General features: G+C 63.8%; 22 protein-coding genes and 1 pseudogene. 14 read left to right on the top strand and 9 right to left on the bottom strand.

From position 1 onward, the window contains the following. Nucleotides 1–117: 117 nt before the first annotated feature. Together RFM68_RS28365 and RFM68_RS28360 are read right to left on the bottom strand one after the other, a co-directional pair. Nucleotides 118–1,137: an NAD-dependent epimerase gene (locus RFM68_RS28365; RefSeq protein ID WP_320236322.1), complete on the bottom strand. Its 1,020-nt coding sequence runs from the start codon at nucleotides 1,135–1,137 to the stop codon at nucleotides 118–120. Between the two features lie 203 nt (nucleotides 1,138–1,340). Further along, on the bottom strand, nucleotides 1,341–2,432 hold the full coding sequence (locus tag RFM68_RS28360; RefSeq protein ID WP_320236321.1) for a helix-turn-helix transcriptional regulator: 1,092 nt from the start codon (nucleotides 2,430–2,432) through the stop codon (nucleotides 1,341–1,343). Nucleotides 2,433–2,652: 220 nt separating this feature from the next. Between RFM68_RS28360 and RFM68_RS28355 the strand changes: the two genes are divergently transcribed. The 3 genes from RFM68_RS28355 to RFM68_RS28345 all read left to right on the top strand — a co-directional run bounded on the left by RFM68_RS28355 (nucleotide 2,653) and on the right by RFM68_RS28345 (nucleotide 4,553). Next, nucleotides 2,653–3,093 (top strand): hypothetical protein, encoded by a 441-nt coding sequence (locus tag RFM68_RS28355; protein ID WP_320236320.1) that lies wholly within the window; start codon nucleotides 2,653–2,655, stop codon nucleotides 3,091–3,093. A gap of 132 nt (nucleotides 3,094–3,225) precedes the next feature. After that, a complete protein-coding gene (locus tag RFM68_RS28350) occupies nucleotides 3,226–3,708 on the top strand; it encodes a hypothetical protein (protein WP_320236319.1) in 483 nt (160 codons plus the stop codon). Nucleotides 3,709–3,767: 59 nt separating this feature from the next. Then, entirely contained in the window at nucleotides 3,768–4,553 is a 786-nt protein-coding gene (locus RFM68_RS28345) for a pseudouridine synthase (protein WP_430694959.1), read from the top strand. 255 nt (nucleotides 4,554–4,808) lie between these two features. On the opposite strand, the gene RFM68_RS28340 is transcribed toward RFM68_RS28345, so the two are convergent. Then, nucleotides 4,809–5,390, bottom strand: a complete 582-nt coding sequence (locus RFM68_RS28340; protein WP_320236317.1) for a histidine phosphatase family protein — start codon at nucleotides 5,388–5,390, stop codon at nucleotides 4,809–4,811. 139 nt (nucleotides 5,391–5,529) lie between these two features. Beyond that, nucleotides 5,530–6,864, bottom strand: coding sequence for a dicarboxylate/amino acid:cation symporter (locus RFM68_RS28335; protein WP_320236316.1), 1,335 nt, complete (start codon nucleotides 6,862–6,864; stop codon nucleotides 5,530–5,532). 233 nt (nucleotides 6,865–7,097) lie between these two features. On the opposite strand from RFM68_RS28335, the gene RFM68_RS28330 reads away from it, so the two are divergent. The 3 genes from RFM68_RS28330 (at nucleotide 7,098) to RFM68_RS28320 (ending at nucleotide 10,822) form a co-directional block, all read left to right on the top strand. Then, nucleotides 7,098–8,963, top strand: a complete 1,866-nt coding sequence (locus RFM68_RS28330; protein WP_320236315.1) for a sensor histidine kinase — start codon at nucleotides 7,098–7,100, stop codon at nucleotides 8,961–8,963. Then, a complete protein-coding gene (locus tag RFM68_RS28325; protein ID WP_320236314.1) occupies nucleotides 8,960–10,315 on the top strand; it encodes a sigma-54-dependent transcriptional regulator in 1,356 nt (451 codons plus the stop codon). Before RFM68_RS28330 ends, RFM68_RS28325 begins: the two co-directional genes overlap by 4 nt. A gap of 159 nt (nucleotides 10,316–10,474) precedes the next feature. Beyond that, on the top strand, nucleotides 10,475–10,822 hold the full coding sequence (locus RFM68_RS28320; protein ID WP_320236313.1) for a hypothetical protein: 348 nt from the start codon (nucleotides 10,475–10,477) through the stop codon (nucleotides 10,820–10,822). A 16-nt stretch (nucleotides 10,823–10,838) separates the two neighbouring features. Here RFM68_RS28320 and ggt read toward each other — a convergent pair whose 3' ends face one another. The 3 genes from ggt to RFM68_RS28305 all read right to left on the bottom strand — a co-directional run bounded on the left by ggt (nucleotide 10,839) and on the right by RFM68_RS28305 (nucleotide 16,308). Beyond that, nucleotides 10,839–12,578, bottom strand: coding sequence for a gamma-glutamyltransferase (gene ggt / locus RFM68_RS28315; protein ID WP_320236312.1), 1,740 nt, complete (start codon nucleotides 12,576–12,578; stop codon nucleotides 10,839–10,841). A gap of 245 nt (nucleotides 12,579–12,823) precedes the next feature. Beyond that, nucleotides 12,824–14,116, bottom strand: coding sequence for an L-rhamnose catabolism isomerase (gene rhaI, locus RFM68_RS28310; protein WP_320236311.1), 1,293 nt, complete (start codon nucleotides 14,114–14,116; stop codon nucleotides 12,824–12,826). An 89-nt stretch (nucleotides 14,117–14,205) separates the two neighbouring features. Beyond that, entirely contained in the window at nucleotides 14,206–16,308 is a 2,103-nt protein-coding gene (locus tag RFM68_RS28305; protein WP_320236310.1) for a bifunctional rhamnulose-1-phosphate aldolase/short-chain dehydrogenase, read from the bottom strand. 189 nt (nucleotides 16,309–16,497) lie between these two features. On the opposite strand from RFM68_RS28305, the gene RFM68_RS28300 reads away from it, so the two are divergent. The 7 genes from RFM68_RS28300 (at nucleotide 16,498) to RFM68_RS28270 (ending at nucleotide 23,676) form a co-directional block, all read left to right on the top strand. After that, the gene (locus tag RFM68_RS28300) at nucleotides 16,498–17,307 is read left to right on the top strand and encodes a DeoR/GlpR family DNA-binding transcription regulator (RefSeq protein ID WP_320236309.1); all 810 of its coding nucleotides are present in this window, start codon (nucleotides 16,498–16,500) and stop codon (nucleotides 17,305–17,307) included. A gap of 56 nt (nucleotides 17,308–17,363) precedes the next feature. Continuing rightward, nucleotides 17,364–18,359: a rhamnose ABC transporter substrate-binding protein gene (gene rhaS / locus RFM68_RS28295; protein ID WP_320236308.1), complete on the top strand. Its 996-nt coding sequence runs from the start codon at nucleotides 17,364–17,366 to the stop codon at nucleotides 18,357–18,359. 119 nt (nucleotides 18,360–18,478) lie between these two features. Continuing rightward, the gene (locus tag RFM68_RS28290) at nucleotides 18,479–20,035 is read left to right on the top strand and encodes a sugar ABC transporter ATP-binding protein (RefSeq protein ID WP_320236307.1); all 1,557 of its coding nucleotides are present in this window, start codon (nucleotides 18,479–18,481) and stop codon (nucleotides 20,033–20,035) included. After that, nucleotides 20,032–21,009 carry an ABC transporter permease gene (locus tag RFM68_RS28285; protein WP_320236306.1) on the top strand — a complete coding sequence of 326 codons (978 nt, stop codon included), beginning with the start codon at nucleotides 20,032–20,034 and terminating at the stop codon, nucleotides 21,007–21,009. The genes RFM68_RS28290 and RFM68_RS28285 overlap by 4 nt, the downstream gene beginning before the upstream one ends. Next, nucleotides 21,006–22,007, top strand: a complete 1,002-nt coding sequence (locus RFM68_RS28280) for an ABC transporter permease (RefSeq protein ID WP_320236305.1) — start codon at nucleotides 21,006–21,008, stop codon at nucleotides 22,005–22,007. Before RFM68_RS28285 ends, RFM68_RS28280 begins: the two co-directional genes overlap by 4 nt. After that, complete coding sequence (rhaM, locus tag RFM68_RS28275; RefSeq protein WP_320236304.1) at nucleotides 22,007–22,321, top strand: L-rhamnose mutarotase; 315 nt, start codon at nucleotides 22,007–22,009, stop codon at nucleotides 22,319–22,321. The genes RFM68_RS28280 and rhaM overlap by 1 nt, the downstream gene beginning before the upstream one ends. After that, nucleotides 22,318–23,676 carry an FGGY-family carbohydrate kinase gene (locus tag RFM68_RS28270; protein ID WP_320236303.1) on the top strand — a complete coding sequence of 453 codons (1,359 nt, stop codon included), beginning with the start codon at nucleotides 22,318–22,320 and terminating at the stop codon, nucleotides 23,674–23,676. The genes rhaM and RFM68_RS28270 overlap by 4 nt, the downstream gene beginning before the upstream one ends. A 9-nt stretch (nucleotides 23,677–23,685) precedes the next feature. Here RFM68_RS28270 and RFM68_RS28265 read toward each other — a convergent pair whose 3' ends face one another. Beyond that, nucleotides 23,686–24,942 (bottom strand): D-amino acid dehydrogenase, encoded by a 1,257-nt coding sequence (locus RFM68_RS28265; protein ID WP_320236302.1) that lies wholly within the window; start codon nucleotides 24,940–24,942, stop codon nucleotides 23,686–23,688. Between the two features lie 96 nt (nucleotides 24,943–25,038). Next, the gene (gene galE / locus RFM68_RS28260; protein ID WP_320236375.1) at nucleotides 25,039–26,034 is read right to left on the bottom strand and encodes a UDP-glucose 4-epimerase GalE; all 996 of its coding nucleotides are present in this window, start codon (nucleotides 26,032–26,034) and stop codon (nucleotides 25,039–25,041) included. Between the two features lie 335 nt (nucleotides 26,035–26,369). On the opposite strand from galE, the pseudogene RFM68_RS28255 reads away from it, so the two are divergent. Then, nucleotides 26,370–26,550 (top strand): annotated as a pseudogene (locus RFM68_RS28255) (5-aminolevulinate synthase); the annotation flags it as partial.

Raw genomic sequence — 26,550 nt, 5'->3', positions numbered from 1 at the left:
TTTCACGGAAACGGCGAACTGCTCTATCTCTTTGTTTTGACGCAATTCCGGACGAAAAACCGCCCACACTTTTCCTGGAATTGCTCTAGATACATTGTCGCGGCAGCTGGCGTCCAATCAGACCTGGTAGAAATCCCGATACCATTCCACGAAGCGCGGGACGCCGATCTCGACCGGGATCCTGGGCTTGAAGCCGGTCACCTCTTCGAGCGAGGTGACGTCGGCGAAGGTTGCCAGCACGTCGCCGGGCTGGAGCGGCATCAGGTTGCGAATTGCCTTGCGCCCGAGCGCGTCTTCCAGAACATCGATCAGCCGGCTCAGCTGTACGGGTGAACCGTCACCGATATTGTGGATCCTGTAAGGCGCGTTGCTTGTCGCCGGATCAGGCGCGGCGGTTGTCCAATCGGGATTGGGCGTCGCGGGATGTTGCATGACGCGGACCACCCCCTCGACGACGTCATCGATATACGTGAAATCACGCTGCATGTTGCCATGGTTGAAAACATCGATCGGCCGGCCGGCGAGGATGGCCTTGGTGAAGATGAACAAAGCCATGTCGGGCCGTCCCCACGGACCGTAGACGGTGAAGAAACGCAAGCCCGTCGTCGGCAGCCCGAACAGATGGCTGTAGGTGTGAGCCATCAACTCGTTTGCCTTCTTGCTGGCGGCATAGAGGCTGAGGGGATGGTCGGCGGAATCATGCACCGAGAACGGCATGCGCAGGCTGCCGCCATAGATCGAGCTCGACGATGCATAGACGAGATGGCCGACCGAGGCCTGCCGGCATCCTTCCAGGATGTTGAGGAAGCCGCTGAGATTGCTTTCCGCATAGGCGTGCGGATTTATCAGCGAATAGCGGACGCCCGCCTGCGCGGCGAGATTGACGACGATCTCCGGCGCGGCCGACGCAAAGAGCGCCGAGATGCGGTCGCGGTCGTTGAGATCGACATGCTCGAAACGAAAGTTCTGGAATTCTTTCAGCCGCTCGAGCCGCGCCTGCTTCAAGGCGATGTCGTAGTACTCGTTCATGGAATCGAGGCCGACGACCTGCCGGCCTTCGGCAAGCAGCCGGTGGCAGAGGTGAAAACCTATGAAACCGGCGGCGCCGGTGACCAGAATCGGCCTGCTCGACGTCAATGCATGCCCCTAAATTTGTAGCCGGACCATTCACCGACCGATTGCTCGCCGACAGCCCGCAGACCAGCGCAGCCCAAGCCTATCATGGCTACAGGTTCTGGCACGTCTCGATTCCTCAGGCCGATCGAAACTTGTGCCTTTTATGGCAGGCCTTCGACGAATTCAACGATGCGCTTTCTTCCACTGTCGCGACGCAGCCCCGGTCATCGCGACAGCGGCGGGGCCAGCGGCTGCAGCGTCTTCAACATGGCGACCAACTGGCTCTGCTGGTGAGTGCCGGTTTTCTGGAAGACGCGCTCGAGATAGGTGCGGGCGGATTTGACGGTGATGCCACTCCGGGCCGCCGTTTCCGCCAAAGTGAGGCCTGCGGCAAGATCGGCTGCCAGCCGCGCCTCCGCCGGCGTCAGATCGAACAAGGCGTTGAGCAAGCTTGCCGAAGGCACAAGCGCGCTCGACTTGATGGGCGTGGCCATCACGAGGATGTCGGCGTTGCCGAAGATGTCATGAGCGGAGCGCCGAAGCGGCAAGAGGTGGACGACGAAAGGCGCCTCGCCGCCAATCCCCGGGATGGGGATGGATCCGACCGCATTGTCGGTGCGGCTCATGCCGGTCACGGCCAGTTGGAACAGCCGGTTGGCGTCGCGATCGGCTATCGCCAGTCCGCCATAGGCCACGGGCAGGAACGCCGCGTCGAGCCGATCCAGATGCGGGTTGGTCGCCATGACACGCCCGTTCGCCGACAGCACCGCGGCCGGCAACCCAAGCAGGTCGAGCGCTGAGGTGGCGGCTGCCGCCCGTTCCATCCGCAGCCGGCCAGCGACAAGGCTGGCGCGGGCAAGATGAGGCCGCAGTGCATCGAGCCTGTCGACCTCGCCCTGCGCGAAGCCGCCGTCCCTGATCCATTTCTGGAAGACGAAGGTCGCCAGCTCTCCGGTCGGCATCGGAATCGCCGTGCACAGATGCGCGCCTATGCCGAATTGCCTCAGCATGATGCGGGCCCGATCTTGCTCGATCTCCTCAGGGCTCAAAAAGTCGTCGACGCGAACGAAGCTCGCCGGCTGCAGGCCGCACATCTTTTGCACGCTGTCGCAGAACTTCCAGAAATCGCCCTTGATGAACTCGTCGAACAGCGGCCGCAGATTGTCGAGCGTCGTTCCGCGCGGCGGACCGTGGTCGCTAAAGAAGAAGACCTGGGCGCTGGCCGAGTTCGACAGGCCGCTCGCGTTCTGGAGCACGGAATTCCACCGCTCCGGAACAAAGGCCGCCTCATATATGGTTTCAATCAGGTCGATCATGGCCGCCCTTGGGAACGATGCGGGCCGGGCAAGCCCGGAAGGCCACCAGTATCTGACAGCGGAAGTTCGATCTCAAGCCAATGCTTATATACGAGCCTGGCGTGGGGCCGAACCCGTCAATGCGGAATGAGATTGCGCGCATAGGCCAGACTGGGGATTTTATTTTCTTGGTGATCCCCCTTCATTGGGGCAAACTGCTACCGGGCTGTCAGGAGGAGAAATGAGAGCACGCGCGGCGACGGTCGGAGACCTGGAAGATGTTTTCCACGGCCTGTCCAAGCGAATGTCGGACGAATATGTGGCGGCCGGCAAGGACAGCAAAAGCGCCTATGACAATCTGATGATGAATTTGAAGGAAGGCCGGGCGCATGCGCTCGTGCAGGGCGACAGGACCATGGCGATCATCGCCTGGCATGAGGACGCGGACGCCGCCGATACGTTGTTTGCCGCGCAGGAGGATTTCTTCAACGCCGCGACGGTCCGCTTCTGCAGGCGGCACATCCGCCATGTCCAGGCGCTTGCCGGCAATCTTCCCATTCATTCGCGCAGCTGGCTGGAGAGGCCCGACGTCGCAAGATGGTTCCGCGTGATCGGCTATATCGATCGAGGGCGGGAGAACGGCGCCACCTTGTTCGAGCTGCCGCCGGCCGCCAGCGGCTGACGAAAGCGAGGCCGCCCGTGCCGCGTCCGTGCACAACGGGGTGGCTTGCGCGAAAATCCGATTGGAAAGATTGTAGGCGCAGGCAGCCGGGCAACCCGGCACGCCGGATCGGTATGGCTGCTGGAAATCGAGATGCTGCGCGTCCGCCTGGCCCTTGTCGCCATCGCTGCCCTGACGAGGCCGTCAGCGGCGGATATAGGCGTGTCCCATCTTTTCGACCGCTCCGATCTGGCGACGGCCTATTCGGGCCAATCCGATCTTGTCACCGCGTATACGACCGGCATGGCGCGCTACCGGCTTCTGTACTCGAGCCAGACGGCCGAAGCCGGTTTGGCCGCTCCCCTCGAACCCCTCCTGCTGCGGCCGGAATTCCAGCAACGGACGTGGCGCGCCGCGGACGGCAGCCTGCTGCAGGGCTTTGCCGGCAAGGGTGGCTTCCGGCTGACCGCCGGGAACTGCGTGTCCCGCATGTGCGTGGCCAGCGAATGCAGCGAAGCCGGCTGGCCGCTCTATGCCTGCAGCGATGGGCGCAAGCGCAAAATGTCGGTCAAGAGCTTCGTGACGGCAACATTCGACGGCGTCTCCTACCGGCGATTGAGCGCACCGAAGGAGTGACATTGGACGACCCGAGCCGCGGCGGATAAGAGGTCGCTGACAAACCAGCTTGTGCCGATATGTCGGTACAAGCGGTGCGGCATCCGTTCGAGAGCAATATCTTGGCACGCCAACCCGACAGACGATCTGCAGCCAGCAAGGTCAGCTTCGCGCGAGCGCTCTCCAAGCTCGGCTTCTGCTCGCGCACGCAGGCCGAGCTTCTGGTCGCCGAGGGGCGCGTTCAGGTAAACGGCAAGACGGTATGCGATGCCTTGCTGCGCATCGATCCCGACCGCGACCGCATCACCGTCGACGGCGAGCGCGTCATTGCCGAGCGCAAAGTCTATCTGATGCTCAACAAGCCGCGTGGACTGGTCACCACCCGCGACGATCCGGAAGGCCGCGGCACCGTCTATGATTGCCTGGCAGGGCTCGACCTGCCTTTCGTCTCGCCGGTCGGCCGCCTCGACAAGGCGAGCGAAGGCCTGCTCCTGATGACCAACGACACGCGCTGGGCGAACGGGCTGCTCGACCCCGCCTCGCATGTCGCCAAGACCTATCACGTCCAGACCGCTTCGGCGACCGACGAGGCGCTACTCGAACGCTTTCGCCAAGGGACTGCCGTCGACGGCGAGTTGCTCACCGCAAGCTCGATTAAGCTGTTGCGCAGCGGCGGCCGCACCGCATGGCTGGAGATCGTGCTCGACGAGGGCCGCAACCGCCAGATCCGCAGGCTGCTCGGCGCTTTCGACATCGAGGTGCTGAGGCTGGTGCGGGTGGCAATCGGCGCCTTGCAGCTTGGCGAGCTTGCCAAGGGTCAGGCGCGGCATCTGACGGTGGAGGAACTGGCGATGGTCAGAGTCTAGCCGAAACGCCTCAGCTTCGTCATCCACGGGCGGAGCGGGAGCGAAGCGGACGCGCAGACCCGAGGATCCATTCCGTGACTTCGGGCAAGGGGTAAAGGCGGTGCAAGGGGTGATTCTGGACCGCCGCGACGCGTGTAGGTAACGGAATGGATTCTAGGGTCTGCGCCGCGTCGCTTCGCTCCTTGCTCCGCCCTAGAATGACGAGGCTGAGGGGTTTCGCCTCCCAGAGCCACCTGAGTTGCTATCATGCCGGACTTACTTCTGGTTCCACCGCCGGATGACCGGCTCGGTCAGGTCATGCTCGTAGCCGACGATGCTGAGACTGGCGGTATCGAGCACGAAATGCTCGCCGCCTTCCGTCGGCAGGCCGATCCAGCGCGCCGCGAACACGCGCAGGAAATGCGAACTGGAGAAGATAAGCACATTGCCGGCAACCGCGCGTAGGCCGGCGATGACGGCATCGGCCCGGACGCCGACATCGGCTGCCGTCTCACCGTCAGGGCAGCCGTCGCGAAACAATTGCCAGCCGGGGCGCTTGGACAATATCTCCTTGGTCGTCACGCCTTCATAGATGCCATAATCCCATTCCTGGAGCTCGGATTTCTTGACCGCGCGCTCGCCGAAACCGGCGAGCCGGCAGGTGTCGAAGGCGCGCTGCGATGGGCTCGACCAGACCGCCTGGAAAGTCAGCCCCCTGAACCGATCGGCGACGACGCGCGCGGCTTCTTCGCCTTTCGCGGTCAGCGGGATGTCGGTGCGGCCGGTGTGCCTGCCTGAGGCGCTCCACTCCGTCTCGCCATGGCGGACCAGGTAGATTTCGGGAAACGCGCTGCTCATCGACCGCCCTCACGGCTGAATGGTTGCACCGGTGGGAGCACCGGGCCGCGCCACCCTATGCGGCGTCCGGCAAAAAGGACAGGCCGCGGCGAAAGCCGCGACCTGCGCATCGAGGGAGGATGCTGATCAGTGTATCGCTTCAGGCGGGCTGCAAACCGCCGGACAGCGCGAGGTCCGCCTCTTCCGGCAACTGGCCGGCCATGGCGGCGGCGAATTGCTTCTGGTCGAGCTCGCCTTCCCAGCGCGCCACCACGATGGTGGCCACCGCGTTGCCGACGAAGTTGGTGAGCGCGCGGCATTCCGACATGAAGCGGTCGACGCCGAGGATCAGCGCCATGCCGGCGACCGGCACAGACGGCACCACGGACAGCGTGGCGGCCAGCGTGATGAAGCCGGCGCCGGTGATGCCGGCGGCACCTTTGGAGCTCAGCATGGCGACGAGCAGCAAAAGGATCTGGTCGCCGAAGGTGAGCGGCGTGTCGGTCGCCTGGGCGATGAACAGCGCCGCCAGCGTCATGTAGATGTTGGTGCCGTCGAGGTTGAAGGAATAGCCGGTCGGGATGACCAGGCCGACCACCGACCGGTTGCAGCCGGCGCGCTCCATCTTGGCCATCAGGCCGGGGAGTGCTGCTTCCGACGACGAGGTGCCGAGCACCAGAAGCAGCTCTTCCTTGATGTAACGGATCAGCGCCAGGATCGAGAAGCCGTTGTACCATGCGACCGCGCCTAGCACGACCAGCACGAAGAGCAGCGAGGTCAGGTAGAAAGTGCCGATCAGGAAGGCGAGGTTGGCGATCGCGCCGATACCGTATTTGCCGACGGTGAAGGCCATGGCGCCGAACGCGCCGATAGGGGCGGCCTTCATCAAAATGGCGACGAGGCGGAAGACCGGCGCGGTCAGCGCCTGCAGGAAATCGACGACCGGGCGGCCGCGTTCGCCGACCAGCGCCAGCGCGATACCGAACAGCACCGAGAAGAACAGGACCTGAAGAATGTCGCCCTGCGCGAAGGCGCCGGTGATGGTGTCGGGGATGATGTTCATCAGGAAGCCGACGATGGTCGTGTCATGCGCCTTCTCGGTGAAGGTCGCCACCTTCGAGGGATCGAGCGTCGCCGGATTGATGTGCATGCCGGCGCCGGGCTGGATGACGTTGGAGATGATCAGGCCGACGACGAGCGCCAGCGTCGAGAAGACGAGGAAGTAGACCATCGCCTTGCCGGCGACGCGGCCGACCTTGTGCAGGTCGGAGACGCCGGCGATGCCGGTCGCCACCGTCAGAAAGATCACCGGCGCGATCACCATCTTGACCAGCTTGATGAAGGCATCTCCAAGCGGTTTCAGCGAGGCGCCGACATCGGGATAGAAATGGCCAAGCAGGATGCCGGCGGCGATCGCCACCAGGACCTGCACATAGAGATGCCGGTAAAAGGGGACCTTACCGCGCGGTTGGGCGGCAGCCATTGCTGTCTGCATGATATCCTCCGTTCAGCCCCGATCGAAAGCTCGACCTCCCTGGGGCAGTTGACCTCCACAGCCTCGCGACTGCTGCGGATGCATTTGCAACGCACGTGCCAGATGACGCCTAGAGTCTCTCTTCATTGATTTTGCTGGATTTTTCGAACTCACACCGCGGAGCTTAAAGGGCATGGTGCGATTATCCGCATAGGTCGAATTGTGCTTTGTGCGAAATCATGCACAGATGCGGCATGCTGCAACGCCCTGCCGCTGCCCTCGCCTCGACGCCCGACCTGCTCGCCGGGCGTGCGCGTCGCGCGTGGCTGCTGTTCGCCGCGGTGGCGCTCGCGATCATTGCGGCCGCGCTCTACGGGGCCGGCCTCTATGGCCGTTCGACCGAGATCGAGGCTTTAGCCACGCAAGGACGCACCGACGCCAATCTCAAGGTGGCGCTGCTGCGCGCCGTGCTGGAAAATCCGCGCGCGCTGCCGCTGCTTCTGTCGGAAGATCAGCAGGTGCATGACGCGTTGACCGAGCGCAGCCCTGCCTCGATCGATGTGCTCAACCGCAAGCTCGAAGGGCTGGTCTCCGGCACCAAGGCCTCGGTGCTCTATGTCACCGGCACGGACGGCTTCGCGATCGCCTCCAGCAACTGGCGCGAGCCCGTAAGCTTCGTCGGCAACGACTACGGTTTTCGCGCCTATTTCTCCGGCGCCATGCAGTCCGGCACCGCCGAATATTTCGCGCTCGGCAATACCAGCAAGCGTCCAGGCCTCTACATTTCGCGCCGCGTCGGTAGCGCGGCGGCACCGCTCGGCGTCGTCGTGGTCAAGATGGAGTTCGACCAGCTCGAAGCGGACTGGCATGAGGCGAACCGGCCGGCCTATGTCAGCGATGAGCATGGCGTCGTGCTTGTAACCAGCGTGCCCTCCTGGCGCCTAATGACGACGGCGCAGTTGGCCGCTCCGGTTCTGACGGAGATCCGCGCAAGCCAGCAGTTCGGCGACGCGCCGCTGGTGCCCTTGCCGATCACCCGTCCGCAGGCATTGAGCGCCGACGTCGCGCTGGTCCATGCCATCACGCCGGGCGGCAGCGACGCGGAATACCTCCGCCTCTCGACGGCAGTGCCTTCTACGCCGTGGCGGCTCGACTATCTCGTTCCCGCGGAAGCGCCTATCGCCTCGACCCAGCGCGAAATGCGGCTGCTGGCGCTTGGCGTGGTGGTGCCGCTCCTCGCGTTTGCCGCCTATCTGCTCTGGCGCCGGCAATCCGGCCAGATGCGGATTGCCGCCGAACAGGCCGCGCGCGCCGAGCTCGAGCGCCGAGTCGTCGAGCGCACGCAGGATCTGAGCCTGGCGCGCGACCGGCTGCAGGCTGAGATCGCCGACCATCGCAGCACCGAGGCGAAGCTGCAGGTGATGCAGCAGGAGCTGGTGCAGGCCAACCGGCTTGCCACCCTTGGCCAGGTCGCCGCCGGTGTCGCACATGAGATCAATCAGCCGGTGGCGACGATCCGCGCCTATGCCGACAATGCGCGCGTCTTCCTAGAGCGCAAGCAGAGCGCGCCGGCGGAGGAGAATCTGGGCGCCATCGCCGCGCTGACCGAGCGCATCGGCTCGATCACCGAGGAGCTGAAAGCTTTTGCCCGCAAGGGCCGCACCGCCGCCGAGCCGGTCGAATTGCGCAGCGTCGTCGAGGGTGCCGTCGTGCTGCTCCGGAGCCGCTTCGCCGGCCGGCTCGATGCGCTGGCGATCGAGCTGCCGCCATCGGCGCTGAAGGTGATGGGCAACCGGCTGCGGCTGGAACAGGTGCTGATCAACCTCTTTCAGAACGCGCTGGAGGCGCTCGAGGGCCGCGACGACGCGCGGGTCGAAGTTTCCGCCGCCGAAACCGCCGAGGACGTGGCGCTAGCCGTTTCCGACAACGGCCCGGGCATCCCGCCCGCGATCCTGAAATCCCTGTTCAGCCCCTTCAATACCTCGAAGGAAAAGGGGCTCGGTCTCGGGCTCGTCATCTCCAAGGACATCGTCGCCGACTATGGCGGACGCATCGAAGTGGCGAGCAGCGACCAGGGCACGCGCTTCACCATCCATCTGTCGAAAGCTGGCGCAGCATGACGAAGGACGATCCCGCGCCGGTGATCCTGATCGATGACGACAGCGATCTGCTCAAGGCGACAAGGCAGACGCTGGAGCTTGCCGGCTTTGAGGTGTCGGCCTACGCGATGGCAAGGGAAGCGCTGGCGGCGCTCGACAGGAATTTCGCCGGCGTCGTAGTGTCGGACATCCGGATGCCGGAGATCGACGGGCTGCAGCTTTTCGACCGCGTGCTGCGCCTCGACCCGGACATTCCCGTCATCCTCGTCACCGGACATGGCGACATCAGCATGGCCGTCAAGGCGATCAAGGACGGCGCGTATGACTTCATCACCAAGCCTTTTGCCGCCGACCGGCTGGCGCAGAGCGTTACCCGTGCGGCCGAAAAACGCCAGCTGGTGATGGAGAACCGCGCCTTGCGCGAAGCGGCCGAGCAGGCGCAGGAAGGGCTGCCGCTGATCGGCCAGACGCCGGCCATGGAGCGGTTGCGCCGCACCCTTCGACAAATCGCCGACACCGATGTCGACGTGCTGGTGACCGGCGAGACAGGCTCGGGCAAGGAGGTGGTGGCGAGCCTGCTGCACCGCTGGAGCCGCCGCGCCAAGGGCAATTTCGTCGCGCTCAACTGCGGCACACTGCCGGAGACGGTCATCGAAAGCGAGCTGTTCGGCCATGAGGCCGGCGCCTTCACCGGCGCGCAGAAAAAGCGCGTCGGCCGCATCGAGCATTCGAGCGGCGGCACGCTGTTCCTCGACGAGATCGAAAGCATGCCGGCCTCGACGCAGGTGCAGATGCTGCGGGTGCTGGAAATGCGCGAGGTGACACCGCTCGGCACCAATGAAATCCGCCCGGTCGACCTGCGCGTCGTCGCTGCCGCCAAGGTCGATCTTGGCGACGCGAGCCAGCGCGGCAATTTCCGCGAAGACCTCTATTACCGGCTCAATGTGGTGACGCTTTCGATCCCGCCGCTGCGCGAAAGGCGGGACGACGTGCCGCTGTTGTTCGGCTATTTCGCCGAGCGCGCCGCATCCCGCTTCCGCCGCGCCGTGCCGGCAATTTCGGCCGCGGTCCAGCGCCATCTGAGGGAACATGACTGGCCGGGCAATGTGCGCGAACTCGCCCATTTCGCTGAACGCTTCGTGCTCGGGCTGGAGAACATTGCCGAACTGCCTTCCCCTGCGGCAATGGAGAGCGGCGCCACGACGCCTTTGCCGGAACGGCTCGATCGCTACGAGGCCGAGATCATCCGCGAGACACTTGGTCGCAACGACGGCGACGTCCGGCGCACGATCGAGGCGCTCGGCATTCCGCGCAAAACTTTTTACGACAAGCTGCAGCGGCATGGCATCGTGCGCAGCGATTTTTCCAGATAGATCAAGACCGTGGAACCTCTGGGCGACGCCAATCGTTTGGTGTTGCCGGGAAACCGTGGCACGCTGGCATCAGACGCTCGGCGAACGCATCGCCGTGACGGCGTTGCCGGGTTGCGCTCGGCAGGCGTTGATGGTTTGTTGCCGCTCAGCGGAGAACGAATGATGCGCGAATCCCTCGGTCAAGACGAATACGGCTCGACCAACCCTTACGATCCGGACGACCTGCCCAATCTCAATGCGATGGGGCCGGTGATGGGCGGCGGCAATGATTTCGAGAAATACGCGGTCGCCGTCATTATCGTGTTCGGCGCGCTGATCATCGGCGGCCTGATGGCCGCCTCCATGTCCTTCGGCCACCGCAACGGCTTCCTGTTCGCGCTCGGCGGGGCCACGTCGGCCTGGATTTCGGGCAATGCGCTGCTGCTGGACCGGCCGCGCATCTATGCGCTGTTCGTTGCCATCGCCGCCGTTATGCTGATCGCTTCGACGATCACGCTGGTCGTTTGACTTATCCGAGCATGCTCTAATACCCCAATGCCTCGCCGGCGGCCGCGCGGCTGTCGATTGCGCCGTTGTAGCGCGCGCCACCGCCCTTCTCGATTTCCGCCAGGCTTTTGCCGCCGACCAGAATGCCTGCAGCCTGACCCCAGGTCTCGCCACTCAAGTCCAGATGGTAACCCATGCCGGCGAGCAGCTTCTCCGTGTCCGGCGATAGCCCGAACGGCTCGATATAGACTGTGTCAGGCAACCATTGATGATGGATGCGCGGCGCGTCGATCGCTTGCTGGATGTTCATGCCGTGATCTATGACATTGACGATCGCCTCCAGCGTGATGGTGATGATGCGCGAGCCGCCCGGACTGCCGATGACCATGAACGGCTTGCCGTCCTTGGTCACGATCGTCGGGCTCATCGAGGATAAAGGCGTCTTCTTCGGCTGGATGGCGTTGGCCTCGCCCTGGACCAGCCCGTAAAGGTTCGGCACGCCGGGCTTCTGGGTGAAATCGTCCATCTCGTTGTTGAGCAGGATGCCGGTGCCGTCGGCGACGACGCCGGCGCCGAACGAGCCGTTCAGCGTATAGGTCACCGCGACCGCGTTGCCGTCATTGTCGATGATCGAATAGTGGGTGGTCTCCTTCGACTCGCCGAAACCCTTCGGCATCAGATCCTTCGACACGCCGGCGCGGAACGGATCGATCTTGTCGCGGATGTCCTTGGCATAAATCTTGTCGAGCAGTTTCGAAACCGGATTGTCGACGAAACCCGGATCGCCGAGCGCCGAGTTGCGGTCGACATAGGCATGGCGCATGGCTTCGACCATGACATGCACCGTCTCGGCCGATCCGGAGCCGAGATAGGACAGCGGGTAGCCTTCGAGCACGTTGAGGATTTCGCAGATGATGACGCCGCCCGAACTCGGCGGTGGCGAGGAGATGATCTCGTAGCCGCGGTAGTCGCAGGTCACCGGCTTCAGCTCGCGCACTGCATATTGCTCGAAATCGCCCTTGGCGAGGATGCCGCCCTTGGCGCTGCTTGCCTTGACGATGGCATCGGCGATGGCGCCCTTGTAGAAGGCGTCCGCCCCCTTTTCCGAGATCGCCGAGAGCGAGGCGGCGAGGTCCGGCTGAACGAGCTTCTCGCCGATGCCGTAAGGCTTTCCGTCTTTTTTCAGGAAGATGGCGGCCGCCGCCGGGTCCTTTGCCAGACGGTCGGCGCTGCCTGCGAAGGAAGCCGCGTCGCCCTGGTTGAGCACGAAGCCGTCCCTGGCGTAGGCAATCGCCGGAGCCATCAGATCCTGCCTGGACAGCGTGCCGTATTTCTCGCGCGCCATCTCGAAACCGGCGACGGAGCCCGGCACGCCGACCGCGAGATAGCCGTCGAGGCTGGCGCCCTTCACGGGGTTGCCGACCTTGTCGAGATACATGGTCTTGGTGGCGGCGAGAGGCGCGCGTTCGCGGAAATCGATGAAGGTCGTGCGACCGTCCTTCATGCGCACGGTCATGAAGCCGCCGCCGCCGATATTGCCGGCATTGGGATAGACGACGGCGAGCGCGTAGCCTACGGCAACCGCCGCATCGACCGCGTTGCCGCCCTTCTTCAGCACCTCGACGCCGACTTCGGTGGCGAGATGCTGGGCGGTCACCACCATGCCATGCTCGCCCTTGGCAGGGGTGGGCGAAGCAGCGAAGGCGACGGCCGATGGGGTGAAAGCAAAAGTGAGGGAAAGGCTGACGGCGATCAGCGTCCGGCGGGTGAGGTGCATGGCGGGGCTCCGGGGCGGGGATGCCTAGGAAAGACCTTCGGGGGGCGTTAGTCCAATGACAATTGAAGCAGCGTTGGAGAGGGCCCCCTCACCCGGATTGCCAAAACCGAATTGCAAAGGGCAATTCGGGGCAATCCGACCTCTCCCCGAGGGGAGAGGAGCTCGTCAGCGCCGACGCCAACCTCTCTTCTCCCCTCGGGGAGAAGGTGGCCGCGAAGCGGCCGGATGAGGGGGCTTGGCTCGACTCACACAATCCCGCCGCCACCACCTGCGACCGCCGGGCGCTCCGCCGCCACCTTGGCCCGATAGCCGGCTTCGCGGTAGGCGGCGACCGGATCGATGGCACCGCCGGTCCTTAGACGCGCCACGGCGAGGATCGGCTCGACATCGATGCGATAGGCGCTTTTGAGCGTCTGCGTTGCCATCAGCGCGTCGTTCTCGTCCTGAAAACCTTCCAGCGCCTTGCGGTCGACCAGTAGCGCCTGCGCATAGGCGCGCTGCACCTCGACCGCCGACAGCATCAGGCTTTCGATCGGATCCGTGACGTTGTGGCTCTGGTCGAGCATGTGGGCAGGATCGAAGCCGTCCGCGCCGGACAGCTCCGCATCGACCAGTTCGTTGAAGACGAGGAACAGCCGATAGGGGTCGATCGAGCCGACGTCGAGATCGTCGTCGCCATATTTGGAATCGTTGAAGTGGAAGCCGCCGAGCTTTTTGAACTGGATCAGCCGCGACACGATCATCTCGATGTTGACGTTGGGCGCATGGTGGCCGAGATCGACCAAGCAGAACGCCTTGTCGCCGAGTTCCTTGGCGATGATGTAGTTGGTGCCCCAGTCCTGCACGACCGTCGAATAGAAGGCCGGCTCGTACATCTTGTGCTCGGTGAACAGCCGCCAGTCGTCCGGCAGGCCGGCATAGATGTCGCGCATGGCGTCGAGATAGCGTTCGAAGGCTTTCGCGAAATTGACCTGGCCGGGGAAGTTCGAACCGTCGCCGATCCACACCGTCAACGCCTTTGAGCCGAGCGTCTTGCCGATCTCGATGCATTCGAGATTGTGCTCGACTGCCTGCCGGCGCGTGCCGGCATCGGCATGCGACAGCGAGCCGAACTTGTAGGAACGTTCCTGGTCCCTGGCGTCGGAGAAGGTGTTGGAGTTCATGGCGTCGAATCCAAGGCCGAAGCGTGAGGCCGCCTGCTTCAGCCGGTTCGGATCGGCCTTGTCCCACGGAATGTGCAGCGAGACGGTCGGCGTCGCCTGCGTCAACTGGCTGATGACGGCGCAGTCTTCGATCTTGTCGAAGATGTCGCGCGGCTCGCCGGCGCCGGGAAAACGGGCAAAGCGCGTGCCGCCGGTGCCGACGCCCCAGGACGGGATCGCCACGCCGAATTTCTCGACCTTGTCGCGGATGGCGTCGATGGCGATGCCGCGGCGGTCGAGCCGCGCGCCGAGCGAGGTATAATCGCGCTCGAGGTCGGCCTTGCGCGCGGCGTTGTGTTTGGCAACAAGGTCAGCGGAGATAATAGTCTCGGACACTGCATTTCCTCCCAGTACTCGTTCGGCTGGCGCCGCCCCTCATCCGCCCTTCGGGCACCTTCTCCCCGTAGAACGGGGAGAAGGAAGGCTTATCGCGTGAAGCTCTGCGCGTTGCCGGCGTCGACGTTGACGATGTTGCCGGTCGACTTGGCCGACATGTCGGAGGCGAAGAAGTAGATCGCTTCGGCGATGTCTTCCGGAAAGACCGAGCGCTTCAGCATCGAGCGCGAGCGATAATGCTCCTCGAGATCGTCGATCGACATCTTGTAGGCGGCGGCGCGCTGCTCCTTCCACTCGCCCGTCCAGATCTTGGAGCCACGCAGCACGGCGTCCGGATTGACGACGTTGACCCTGATCTGCGCTTCCGCACCCTCCAGCGCGAGGCAGCGGGCAAGATGGATCTCGGCTGCCTTGGCCGTGCAATATGCGGCGGCATTCGGCGAAGCGGCGAGCCCGTTCTTGGAAGCGACGAAGACCACGTTGCCGCCGATCTTCTGCGCACGGAACAGCCGGAAGGCCTCGCGCGAGACCAGGAAATAGCCGGTGGACAGGATGTCCATGTTCTTGTTCCAGAGCGCCAGCGTCGTCTCCTCGATCGGCGCCGAGGACGCCAGGCCGGCATTGGAAACCAGGATGTCGATGCCGCCGAATTCGACCGACGTTTCGGCAAAGCCCGCGATAACTTGGTCCTCCGAGGTAACGTTGATGATTACCGGTCGGACGAAATCCTTGCCATAGGCTTTCGATAGCTCCTCGTTGGCGCTGGCAAGCGTCGCCTCATCGATATCGGCCAGTACCACGCAGGCGCCTTCGCGCAGCAGCCGGCTGGCGGTGGCGCGGCCGATGCCGCCGGCGCCGCCGGTGACCAGCGCGATCTGCCCGGCCAGCGCCTTCGGCTTCGGCAGCCGTTGAAGCTTCGCCTCCTCGAGCTGCCAGTATTCGATGTCGAAGGCTTCCTGAGCGGGCAGGCCGACATAGGAAGAGACCGTCGAGGCGCCACGCATGACATTGATTGCATTGACGTAGAATTCGCCGGAGATGCGTGCGGTGGCCTTGTCGCCGGCGAAGGTGAACATGCCGACGCCAGGCATCAGATAGACGACGGCATTGGGGTCGCGGATGGCGGGCGAGTCCGCATGCTTGCAGCTGTCATAGTAAGCCTGGTAGCCGACACGATAGGCGGCAATGTCGTCGGCGAGGCGCGCGATGACGGCGTCGACGTCCGGATCTGCCGGATCGAACTCGATCACCAGCGGCCGGATCTTGGTGCGCAGGAAGTGGTCGGGACAGGACGTGCCGAGTGCTGCCAGCGGGCGCAGATCCTTCGAATTGACGAATTCGAGCACCGCCGGCTGGTCGTCGAAATGGCCGAGCTTGCGGCTCTTTTCGGAAATCAGGCCGCGGATCCTCGGCATCAGCTTGGCGGCGATGGCGCGGCGCGCCGGCGCGTCGAGCGACTTCACCACTTTGCCACCGAAGATCGCCACGCCTTCGGACCGGCGCTCGAACCATTCGATCGCCTGGTTGATCACCGAGATCGTCGTTTCGTAGCACTCCTTCGGCGTGTCGCCCCAGGTGAACAGGCCATGGCTTTCGAGCACGACACCCTTGGCTTCGGGGTTTTCGAGACAGAATTTCTCCAACCACAGGCCCAGCTCGAAGCCCGGCCGCTTCCATGGCAGCCAGCCTATGGCTTCGCCGAAGATCTCTTTCGTGATCGCCTTGGAATCCCTGGCCGCGGCGATCGCGATGATGGCGTCGGGATGCATGTGGTCGACACAAGCCTTCGGCACGAAGGCGTGCAATGGCGTGTCGATCGAGGCCGCGCGCGGATTGAGGTTGAAGGTGCAGTGGGGCAGATAGCCCACCATCTCGTCCTCATGCGCAAGCCCGCGATAGAGGCCCTTCAGGGCGTGCAGCTTGTCCATGTAGAGGGTGGCGAAACCGTCGAGCTTGATCGAGGCGCTGTCGCCGCCCGAGCCCTTCACCCACAACACCTCGACGTCCTCGCCGGTCAGCGGGTCCTTCTGCCAGACCTTGGACGAGGTGTTGCCGCCGCCATAGTTGGTGACCCGCTTGTCGGACCCCAGCGTGTTCGAGCGATAGACCAGGAGCTCTGGACCGCTCATCCCTTCGGCTTTCGCATCGTCCCACAGATTGGCGAGGCGCGAGCCGGAGCGCTTGTCGAGCATAGGTATCCTCCCTTGGAGCGCGAACGCCGCACCCCTCATTTCTCGCCCGGGAATGTCTACGCAAGCGCTTCGCTTGTCAATCAGAAACGATCAACATCGATCATATTGCACTGCACAATGAAAATATATGATCGGAAATGATTGACACTGCGCGTTTTCTAAGGCCTGATGCTCAGGCAGGGAGGAACCATGCACGAAAAAGAACGCCACAGGATCATTCTGTCCGCCGTCCAGGAAAAGCCTGTGGTGACGGTGCAGGAAATGGTCGAACTGACGGACTCCTCCGAGGCGACGATCCGGCGCGACATCGCGGCACTGCATGTCCAGAAGCGTCTGCGGCGCGTGCGCGGCGGCGCCGAGGCGATCTCGCCGCCGCAGTTCATCGGCCTTGCCGGCCGGCCCTTCTCGGTCAACGAAACGCTGAACGCCGCGCAGAAGCGGTCGATCGCGCGGGAAGCGGTGAACCTATGCACGGACGGCGAGCCGATCATCATCAATGGCGGCACCACCACCTTCCAGATGGTGCATTTCCTGACCGGCCGCCGCATGCCGATCTTCACCAATTCCTTCCCGATCGCCGAGCATCTGCTCAAGCACTCGAAGAACACGGTGATGCTGTCGGGCGGCACGATCTACCGCGAGCAAAACATCATCCTGTCGCCCTTCGACAATGACGTGACGCGCAATTTCTATGCGCGGCGCATGTTCATGGGCGCGCAGGGCCTGGGGCCGCTCGGACTGATGGAAGGCGATCCGCTGCTGATCCAGGCCGAGCAAAAGCTGATCGACCAGGCCGACGAGCTGGTGGTGCTGGTCGATTCCTCGAAATTCCGCATGCGCTCGAGTCTCATCCTATGCGGGCTGTCGCGCATCGCAACCGTGATCACCGACGACGGCATCGAGGACCGCGAGGCCAAGATGCTCGAAACAGCGGGCGTGGCGCTGATCGTCGCCCGCAAACAGTCAAGCGACAAGGAAGAATCTTCACTGCAGGCCTGAGGGAAACTCACGCCCGCAGCGGCGATGGAAATGCAACGCTCAAGGGAGGATATTCGATGAGCTTTTTGAAGAAACTGCTGGTTACGGCGGCCTTTTCCGCCGCCATGTTCGTGAATGCCGCCTATGCCGAAAACGTCAAGATCGCGCTGGTGGTGAAGTCGCTCGGCAACGGCTTCTTCGACGCCGCCAACAAGGGCGCTCAGGAAGCCGCCAAGGAACTGGGCGACGTCGACGTCATCTATACCGGCCCGACCAAGGCGACGGCGGAAGCTCAGATCGAGGTGATCAACTCGCTGATCGCGCAGAAGGTCAATGCCATCGCCGTTTCGGCCAATGACGCCGACGCGCTGGTGCCAGTGCTGAAGAAGGCGATGGAGCGCGGCATCACCGTCATCTCGTGGGATTCCGGCGTCGCCAAGGAGGGCCGCCAGCTCCATCTCAACCCGTCCGACACCGGCCTGATCGGCGAAACGATCATCAAGCTTGCCGCCGACTATCTGCCGGAAGGCGGCGACGTCGCGATCCTCTCGGCATCCTCGACCGCGACCAACCAGAACGCCTGGATCGAAGCGGCCAAGAAGGTGCTGCCGGAGAAGTTCCCGAAGATCAAGCTGGTCGCCACCGTCTATGGCGATGACGACTCGGCCAAGAGCACCGACGAAGCCAAGGGCCTGTTGAAGTCCTATCCGAACCTCAAGGCGATCATCGCGCCGACCACGGTTGGTGTTGTCGCCGCCGCGCAGGTCGTCACCGACGAGAACCTGATCGGCAAGGTCAACGTCACCGGTCTGGCGCTGCCGTCGGAATTCAAGAAGTTCATCGACAACGGCGCCAGCCAAGCGGTCGCGCTGTGGAACCCGATCGACCTCGGCTACTCGGCGATCTACCTCGCCCATGACCTGGCGGTGAAGAAGGAAGAAGCCAAGCCCGGCGCCACGCTGTCGATCGGCCGCGTCGGCAAGGTGACGCTCGACGACACCAACTCGGCCGCGATGGCTCCGCCCTTCCAGTTCGACAAGACCAACATCGAGAAGTTCTCCAAGATCTATTGATCTGAGACGCCAGTACCCTCCCCCTTGTGGGGAGGGTCGGCGAGACGGTCTTGCGAAGCAATACCGGCTAGACGGGGTGGGGGTGGCGACATCTCCACACACCAGGACCTCAACTTAATATGCTAGACAACCCCCACCCCGCTCACGTTGTTCGCGACCCTCCCCACAAGGGGGAGGGTAATGCGGCTCCCCGCCTGACGCTCTCGGGCATCTCCAAGAGTTTCCCGGGCGTCCGCGCCCTGCACAATGTCAGCCTGTCGCTCTATCCGGGACAGGTGACGGCGCTGATCGGCGAGAACGGCGCCGGCAAGTCGACGCTGGTCAAGATCATGACCGGTATCTACCAGCCCGATACCGGCGAGATAGGCATCGATGGCCAGGTGACGACACTGCCCAGCGCGCATGCCGCCTTCGGCCACGGCATCACCGCCATCCATCAGGAAACGGTGCTGTTCGACGACCTGTCGGTCGCCGAAAACATCTTTCTCGGCCACGCGCCGCGCACCCGCTTCGGCACCATCGACTGGCGCACCATGCGCAAAAATGCGCGTGAGGTGCTGGAAACGATGCGCGCCAGCCATATCGACGCCGATGCGCGGCTGAAGGATCTCGGCATCGCCAACAAGCACCTCGTCGCCGTTGCTCGCGCGATGTCGATCGATGCGCGCATCGTCATCATGGACGAGCCGACCGCCGCGCTTTCGATGAAGGAGATCGAGGAGCTTTTCCTCTTGATCGAATTCCTGAAGAGCGAAGGCAAGGCGGTGCTCTTCATCAGCCACAAGTTCGATGAGATCTACCGCATCGCCGACCGCTACACCGTCTTCCGCGACGGCGAGATGGTCGGCGAAGGCCTGCTGAAGGACACCGGCCAGAACGAGATCGTGCGCATGATGGTCGGCCGCAACGTCGACCACATCTTCCCGCAGCGCGAACCGAAGATCGGCGCGCCGGTGCTGTCGGTCTCCGGCCTGTCGCATCCGACCGAATTCGACGATATCGGCTTCGAGCTGCGCAAGGGCGAGATCCTCGGCTTCTATGGCCTTGTCGGCGCCGGGCGCAGCGAGGTGATGCAGGCGATTGCCGGCATCACGCGCACCAGCCGAGGCACCATTTCTCTGGACGGCCAGACGATCGCGCCGAAATCGGCTGCGGACTCCATCGAGGCCGGCATCGTCTATGTGCCGGAGGAGCGCGGCAAGCAGGGCGTGGTGATCGGCCTGCCGATTTTCCAGAACGTGTCGCTGCCGTCGCTGAAGCGTACCTCGAAATCCGGCGTGCTGAGGCTGGCGGAAGAGTTCTCGCTCGCCCGCTCCTACACCGAACGCCTCGACCTGCGCGCCTCCTCGCTCAGCCAGGACGTCGGCACGCTTTCCGGCGGCAACCAGCAAAAGGTGGTCATCGCCAAATGGCTGGCCACAGCGCCCAAGGTGATCATTCTCGACGAGCCGACCAAGGGCATCGACATCGGCTCCAAGGCCGCCGTGCACGGCTTCATGGCCGAGCTGGTCGCGCAGGGCCTTTCGGTGATCATGGTGTCGTCCGAATTGCCAGAGATCCTCGGCATGTCGGACCGCGTGGTGGTCATGCGTGAAGGCCGTATCGCGGCGACCTACGACGACAAAGGCCTGGATGCCGAGACGCTGGTTCGGACGGCAGCGGGGATCGCGGCATGAAGAACTTCCTCAAATACCGCGAGATCTGGCTGCTTGCCGGCATCGTCGTTCTGATCGGCCTGATCTCGACGCGCTTTCCCGGCTTCGCCGACCCTGCCAATCTGCGCCAGGTGTTCAACGACACGTCGATCCTGATGATCCTGGCGCTGGGTCAGATGGCGGTGATCCTGACGCGCTCGATCGATCTCTCGATGGCGTCGAACCTCTGCTTCACCGGCATGGTGGTGGCCATGCTCAACGCCGCGCATCCGGCAATCCCGATCCCTGTCCTCATCGTCATCGCGCTCGCTGTCGGTCTGGTGCTCGGCGCCATCAACGGCTTCCTGGTGTGGCGGCTGAACATTCCCTCGATCGTGGTGACGCTGGGCACGCTCACCATCTATCGCGGCGCGACTTTCGTCGTTTCCGGCGGCGCCTGGGTCAACGCCGATCAGATGAGCCCCGACTTCATCAATTTCCAGCGCGCGGCCTTCCTCGGCCTGCCGGTGCTGTCCTGGATCGCAATCATCGTGATCGCGCTGTTCTTCCTGGTGATGACGCGGACCGCGATCGGCCGCTCGATCCACGCCATCGGCGTCAATCCGACCGCTTCGGTCTATGCCGGCATCGATGTCGGCCGCACCAAATTCATCGTCTTTTGCATTTCCGGCATGATCGGCGGGCTCGCCGGCTATCTGTGGATATCGCGCTATGTGATCGCCTCGGTCGAAGTCGCCAACGGCTATGAGCTCAACATCATCGCCGCCTGCGTGATCGGCGGCATCTCGATCGCCGGCGGCATCGGCTCGGTCGGCGGCGCGGTGCTGGGCGCGCTGTTCCTCGGCATCATTTCCAACGCGCTGCCGGTCATCAACATCTCGCCCTTCTGGCAGATGGCGATCTCGGGCAGCGCCATCATCCTGGCCGTGGTGCTCAACGCGCGCGGCGAGCGCCGGCAGGGCCGCATCATCCTGAGAAAGGCGGAAGCGGCATGACCGATACCCCTGCCCCGCGCCACATCCCCGACCGGCTCGACAAGCCGCTCTCCTCGGCCATTTTCTCGTGGGAGGCGCTGCTCGTCATCATCGCGACCCTTATCTTCGCGGTGAACAGCTTTGCCTCACCCTATTTCCTTGATCCGTGGTCGCTGTCGGATCTGACCTTCAACTTCACCGAAAAGGGCCTGATCGCGCTTGCCATGGCGCTGCTGATCATCTCGGGCGAGATCGACCTGTCGGTCGCGGCGATCGTGGCGCTCGCCTCGACGATGATGGGCATGGCGGTGCAGGCCGGCGCCGGCACGCCGGTGCTGGTGGCGATCGGGATCGTCGTGGGGCTCGGCTGCGGCGCCTTCAACGGGCTGCTGGTCACCCGCCTCGGGCTGCCTTCCATCGTCGTCACCATCGGCACAATGAGCCTGTTTCGCGGCATCGCCTTCATCATCCTCGGCGACCAGGCCTACAAGGGCTATCCGCAGAGTTTTGCCTTCTTCGGCCAGGGCTATGTCTGGTGGGTTTTCTCGTTCGAGCTGGCGCTGTTTCTCGTCGCGGCCGTGGTCTACTGGTTCGTGCTGCATCGCACGAGCTTCGGCCGGCGGGTCTTCGCCATCGGCAGCAATCCCGTCGCCTGCCAGTTTTCCGGCGTGCGCGTCGACCGCATCAAGTTCATCCTGTTCTGCCTGACCGGACTGATGTCGGGCATCGCCTCAGTGCTGATCACCTCGCGGCTCGGCTCGACGCGGCCGTCGATCGCGCAGGGCTATGAGCTCGAAGCGATCACGATGGTGGTGCTGGGCGGCGTCTCGATCCTCGGCGGCGCCGGCAGCATTTTGGGCGTCGTGCTCGCCGCCTTCATCATGGGGCTGGTGACCTTCGGCCTCGGCCTGCTCAACGTGCCGGGCATCGTCATGTCGATCTTCATCGGCCTGCTGCTGATCATCGTCATTGCGCTGCCGATCGTTTGGCGGCGGCTGCGCGAAGGACGCTTCGCCTGATGGAAAAATATGCCTTCAAGATGAAGCTCAACCCCGGCATGAAGGCCGAATACAAGCGCCGTCATGACGAGATCTGGCCTGAGCTGGTTGCTCTGCTGAAGCAGGCTGGCGTCTCCGATTATTCGATCCACCTCGACGAGGAAACCAACATCCTGTTCGGCGTGCTTTGGCGGCAGGACGACCGCGGCATGGCCGACCTGCCCGATCATCCGGTGATGCAGCGCTGGTGGGCGCATATGGCCGACGTGATGGAGACGAAAGCCGACAACGAACCGCTGGCAGTGCCGCTCGAAACGATGTTCCATATGGCATGATTGTCGCCGTCATCGATATCGGCAAGACCAATGCCAAGGTAGCGCTGGTCGATCTTACGACGCTGAGTGAGATCGCGCTGCGCCGCATGGCGAACGCGCCGGTGCGGCACGCGCCCTACCCGCATCACGATGTCGAGGCGCTGTGGACGTTCATCCTGAACAGCCTCGCCTATCTCAACCGTGAACGGCGGATCGATGCGATTTCGATCACCACGCATGGCGCCACGGGTGCGCTGGTCGATCGATCGGGCGAACTGGCGCTGCCGGTGCTCGACTATGAGTTCGACGGCCCCGACCGGATGGCGGAGGAGTATGACGCCGTCCGCCCGCCCTTCGCCGAGACCGGCACGCCACGGCTGCCGGTCGGCCTCAATCTCGGTGCGCAGTTCTTCTGGCTGCAAAAGCGCTTTCCGGCGGAATTCGGCAGGGCTGCCGCGATACTGATGTATCCGCAATACTGGGCGCTGCGGCTGACCGGCATTGCCGCCAACGAGGCGACTTCGCTCGGCTGTCACACCGATTTGTGGAATCCCTGGACATCAGACTATTCGTCGCTGGTCGACAAGATGGGCTGGCGCCAGGTGATGGCGCCGGTGCGCCCGGCAAAAGAACGTCTTGGTCCAATCCTGCCGGTGCTGGCGCGACGGACAGGGCTCGACCCCGCAACTTCCGTCTTCTGCGGCCTGCACGATTCCAACGCGTCGCTGCTGCCGCATCTGTTGTCCGACAGGCCGCCCTTCTGCGTCGTCTCGACCGGCACGTGGGTAGTATCGATGGCGGTTGGCGGCAAGAAAGTGGAACTCGATCCGGCGCGCGACACATTGGTCAACGTCAACGCGCTCGGCGATCCCGTTCCCTCGGCGCGCTTCATGGGCGGCCGCGAGTTCTCGCTGCTGACCGACGGCCAGCCGCAGGAGTGGATGGATGACGATGTTGCCGCCGTGCTGGCGCGGCAGGTCTTGCTGCTGCCTTCCACACAGCTGGGTTCCGGACCCTTTCCGCGCCGCGACGCCCAGTGGGTCGATGCGGAGGACGTAAGCCCCGGCCAGCGCTTCGCCGCCATCTCATTCTATCTGGCGCTGATGACCGCGACCTGCCTGGAGCTTATCCGCGGCGACGGACCGACGACCGTCGAGGGACCTTTCGCGCGTAACCCGCTTTTCATCCGCATGCTGGCTGCAGCGACGGAGAGGCCGGCGCTCGCGTCGGAGACGTCGACCGGGACCAGCATCGGCGCCGCGCTGCTGGCGTCGAGTGGCACGCCCGCGATGAGCAAGGGCGAGCGGACCGACCCGCCGACCGATCCGGCCTGGCAAGCCTATATGCGAGCCTGGCAGAAGATCGTTACGGCGTAAGCCAACCGCTCAGCGTCTTGTCCCGTAAAGCAATCCCCGCGGATCGATCTCCGGCTTGCGGCCGGCGACCAGGTCGGCCAGGAATTGTCCCGAGCCGCAGGCCATGGTCCAGCCGACATGGCCGTGGCCGGTGTCGAGATAGAGGTTGCGGTATTTCGCCTGGCCAATGACCGGCACGGAGTTCGGCATCATTGGCCGTAGACCGGCCCAAAACACCGCCTTCTTCTCGTCGAAAGCGCCCGGGAAAAGGTCCTTGCCGGTTTCCAGGATGGTTCTGAAATCACCGGGCTTGAAGCTGCGGTCGAAGCCGGTGAACTCGGCCGTCGAGGACATGCGCAGGCGATTGCCCAGCCTGGAATATCCGATCAGCCGATCCTCGTCGGCGCCACCCATGGTCGGCCCCTTGCTTTCGTCCTCCAGCGGAATCGTCGCGGTGTAGCCCTTCACCGGATAGACCGGCAGATCGATGCCGTAGCGGCGGCAGAGCAGGCCGCTTTCCGGCCCCATGGAGACGACGACGGCGTCGCCGCTGACCGCGCCGGCCGAAGTCATGACGGCGCGCACACGATTGCCTTCGATATCGAGGCCCTCGACCGTCGTGCCGAACAGGAATTTCACGCCGAGCTTTTCGACGGCATAGGCGGCGAGGCTGTCGGTGAACTGCTTGGAATCGCCGGTCTGATCGATCGGTGAATAGATGCCGCCGGCGATCTTTTCCTTCACGCCGGCAAGGCCCGGCTCCAGCTCGACCAGGCGGTCGCGGCCGACGATCTCGATCGGCAGGCCGTGGTCGGCCAGATAGCGATAATTGTCGGTGCCGGTGTCGAGGCTCCTCTGCGAGCGGAAGAAGTAGAGAATGCCCTTCTTGCGCTCGTCGTAACGGATGCCGGTCGCCTCCGACAACGCGTTGATGCAATCGCGCGAATGGAGCGCCAATCTCAGCTTGATGTCGGTGTTGGCGCGCAGCCGCGTCACCGTGCATTCGCGCAGGAAGCGCAGGCTCCAGGCATAGAAATAGGGATCGAGGCGCAGCCTGACCTTGATGCCGAGGTCGTGGTTCCAGAGCGCGCGCAGGAAGGTCTTCAGCGCGGCGGGCGAAGCCCAGGCGGTGGCGTCGCCCGGCGAAACGAGACCGGCATTCGACTGACTGGTGCCCCGCGCCGTCGCTTCGTGACGCTCGATCACGGCCACCTCGTGACCGTCTTTAGCCAGATAGTAGGCGGCCGCCGTGCCAACCACGCCGGCCCCAAGAACCAGAACCTTCATGCCGTCCTCAGATCGAACAGGCGCAGCGCTTAGACAACGCCCTCAGCGATCCCATAGCGCGTCTCGGTGCGCCGGACGAGCCCTTGGCCCAACAGGTCAGCTCCGAACCGAGTTCTTGCTGGTCAGCATGCGCTCCCATGCCAGCGCGTCATTGACGATCAGGTCGAGATCGTCGCGCTGCGGCGTCCAGCCGAGCTCCTTGCGCGCAAGCTCGGAATTGGCGACCACGGCGGCGGCGTCGCCCGGCCGGCGATCGCCCATGCGCACGTCGAAGTCATGGCCGAAGGCGCGGCGCACGCTGTCGATCACTTCGAGCACGGAATAGCCGTGGCTGTAGCCGCAATTGGCGACAAGGCTTTCCCCGCCCTCACGCAGCCGCTGCAGCGCCAGCCGGTGCGCTGCCGCGAGATCGCTGACATGGATGTAGTCGCGCATGCAGGTCCCGTCCGGTGTCGGATAGTCGGTGCCGAAGACCTGCATGAGGGGGCGCTTGCCGAGCGCGGTCTCACAGGCGACCTTGATGAGATGCGTGGCGCCGGGCGTCGACTGGCCGGTGCGGCCCTTGGGATCGGCGCCGGCGACGTTGAAATAGCGCAGCGCCGTATAGCGGATGTCGTGCGCCAGCGCCGCATCGCGCAGCATCCATTCGCTCATCAGCTTGGAAAGGCCGTAGGGCGATTCCGGCGCCAGGCGCGCATCCTCCCGAACCGGCTCCAGCCCGGCGCCCCCGTAGACGGCGGCGGTGGAGGAGAAGATGAAGTGCGGCACGCCCTCGCGCACGGCGGTCTCGATCAGCGTGCGGGTCTTGCAGGTGTTGTTTTCGTAATAGCCGAGCGGATCGGCGACCGATTCCGGCACCACGATCGAGCCGGCGAAATGGATGATGGCGTCGACCTTGTTTTCGCGGATGATCCGGCCGACCAGGTCGCGGTCGGCGACGTCGCCGACGACCAGCTTCCCCTCGGGCGCCACCGCCCATTCGAAGCCGGTGGAAAGCCGGTCGAGGACGACGACGCTTTCACCAGCGTCGAGAAGCTCCCAGACCATGTGGCTGCCGATATAGCCGGCACCGCCCGTCACCAAAACCGTCATCATCTACCTCGCTGATCAAGATTTATCGGAAACTGTCTCAACAGTCGCCACGCTGGAAACCCCGCCGCAAGCCTGTATTGTTTGATGCATGCCGTCCTCCCAAAACCGCTGCGCACTTTTGGGCGACATGCATTACCCTCCCTGAATGTTAAGTCCGTAACAGTTCCCCCCGCCCGAGGCATCGTACTGAAACAAAGCTGGTTCACATCCCGGGGAATAGGCCACGATCCGGCATCGTTAGGAACAGGGCAAGGGCGTGGCATTTTGACCGGTTGGGTCCGGTGGACGCGGCTTGGGGCAGTGACTATGATCCGGCCAAAAATTGGGAAGGCGACATGAACTATCAGCGGTTCTTCGAAGATGCGATCGACCAGCTCCACGCCGAGCGTCGCTACCGCGTTTTCGCCGACCTCGAGCGCATCGTGGGCAAGTTCCCGCGCGCCATCTGGCGTTCCAACGGCCGCGCTCAGGAAATCACCGTATGGTGCTCCAACGACTACCTCGGCATGGGCCAGA

Origin of the sequence: Mesorhizobium montanum (assembly GCF_033977145.1) — a bacterium.
In the GTDB taxonomy this organism is placed as follows: Bacteria; Pseudomonadota; Alphaproteobacteria; order Rhizobiales; family Rhizobiaceae; genus Mesorhizobium; species Mesorhizobium montanum.
Note: the sequence above shows the minus strand (reverse complement) of the source record. Positions and strands in the feature narration are given on the sequence as shown.

Excerpts from the sequence above, each read along its gene's own strand:
- RFM68_RS28360 (WP_320236321.1), bottom strand. The coding sequence starts at position 2,432 with ATGATCGACCTGATTGAAACCATATATGAGGCGGCCTTTGTTCCGGAG.
- RFM68_RS28355 (WP_320236320.1), top strand. The coding sequence starts at position 2,653 with ATGAGAGCACGCGCGGCGACGGTCGGAGACCTGGAAGATGTTTTCCAC.
- RFM68_RS28350 (WP_320236319.1), top strand. The coding sequence starts at position 3,226 with ATGCTGCGCGTCCGCCTGGCCCTTGTCGCCATCGCTGCCCTGACGAGG.
- RFM68_RS28345 (WP_430694959.1), top strand. The coding sequence starts at position 3,768 with ATGTCGGTACAAGCGGTGCGGCATCCGTTCGAGAGCAATATCTTGGCA.
- RFM68_RS28340 (WP_320236317.1), bottom strand. The coding sequence starts at position 5,390 with ATGAGCAGCGCGTTTCCCGAAATCTACCTGGTCCGCCATGGCGAGACG.
- RFM68_RS28335 (WP_320236316.1), bottom strand. The coding sequence starts at position 6,864 with ATGCAGACAGCAATGGCTGCCGCCCAACCGCGCGGTAAGGTCCCCTTT.
- RFM68_RS28330 (WP_320236315.1), top strand. The coding sequence starts at position 7,098 with ATGCTGCAACGCCCTGCCGCTGCCCTCGCCTCGACGCCCGACCTGCTC.
- RFM68_RS28325 (WP_320236314.1), top strand. The coding sequence starts at position 8,960 with ATGACGAAGGACGATCCCGCGCCGGTGATCCTGATCGATGACGACAGC.
- RFM68_RS28320 (WP_320236313.1), top strand. The coding sequence starts at position 10,475 with ATGATGCGCGAATCCCTCGGTCAAGACGAATACGGCTCGACCAACCCT.
- ggt (WP_320236312.1), bottom strand. The coding sequence starts at position 12,578 with ATGCACCTCACCCGCCGGACGCTGATCGCCGTCAGCCTTTCCCTCACT.
- RFM68_RS28305 (WP_320236310.1), bottom strand. The coding sequence starts at position 16,308 with ATGCTCGACAAGCGCTCCGGCTCGCGCCTCGCCAATCTGTGGGACGAT.
- RFM68_RS28300 (WP_320236309.1), top strand. The coding sequence starts at position 16,498 with ATGCACGAAAAAGAACGCCACAGGATCATTCTGTCCGCCGTCCAGGAA.
- rhaS (WP_320236308.1), top strand. The coding sequence starts at position 17,364 with ATGAGCTTTTTGAAGAAACTGCTGGTTACGGCGGCCTTTTCCGCCGCC.
- RFM68_RS28290 (WP_320236307.1), top strand. The coding sequence starts at position 18,479 with ATGCTAGACAACCCCCACCCCGCTCACGTTGTTCGCGACCCTCCCCAC.
- RFM68_RS28285 (WP_320236306.1), top strand. The coding sequence starts at position 20,032 with ATGAAGAACTTCCTCAAATACCGCGAGATCTGGCTGCTTGCCGGCATC.
- RFM68_RS28280 (WP_320236305.1), top strand. The coding sequence starts at position 21,006 with ATGACCGATACCCCTGCCCCGCGCCACATCCCCGACCGGCTCGACAAG.
- rhaM (WP_320236304.1), top strand. The coding sequence starts at position 22,007 with ATGGAAAAATATGCCTTCAAGATGAAGCTCAACCCCGGCATGAAGGCC.
- RFM68_RS28270 (WP_320236303.1), top strand. The coding sequence starts at position 22,318 with ATGATTGTCGCCGTCATCGATATCGGCAAGACCAATGCCAAGGTAGCG.
- RFM68_RS28265 (WP_320236302.1), bottom strand. The coding sequence starts at position 24,942 with ATGAAGGTTCTGGTTCTTGGGGCCGGCGTGGTTGGCACGGCGGCCGCC.
- galE (WP_320236375.1), bottom strand. The coding sequence starts at position 26,034 with ATGACGGTTTTGGTGACGGGCGGTGCCGGCTATATCGGCAGCCACATG.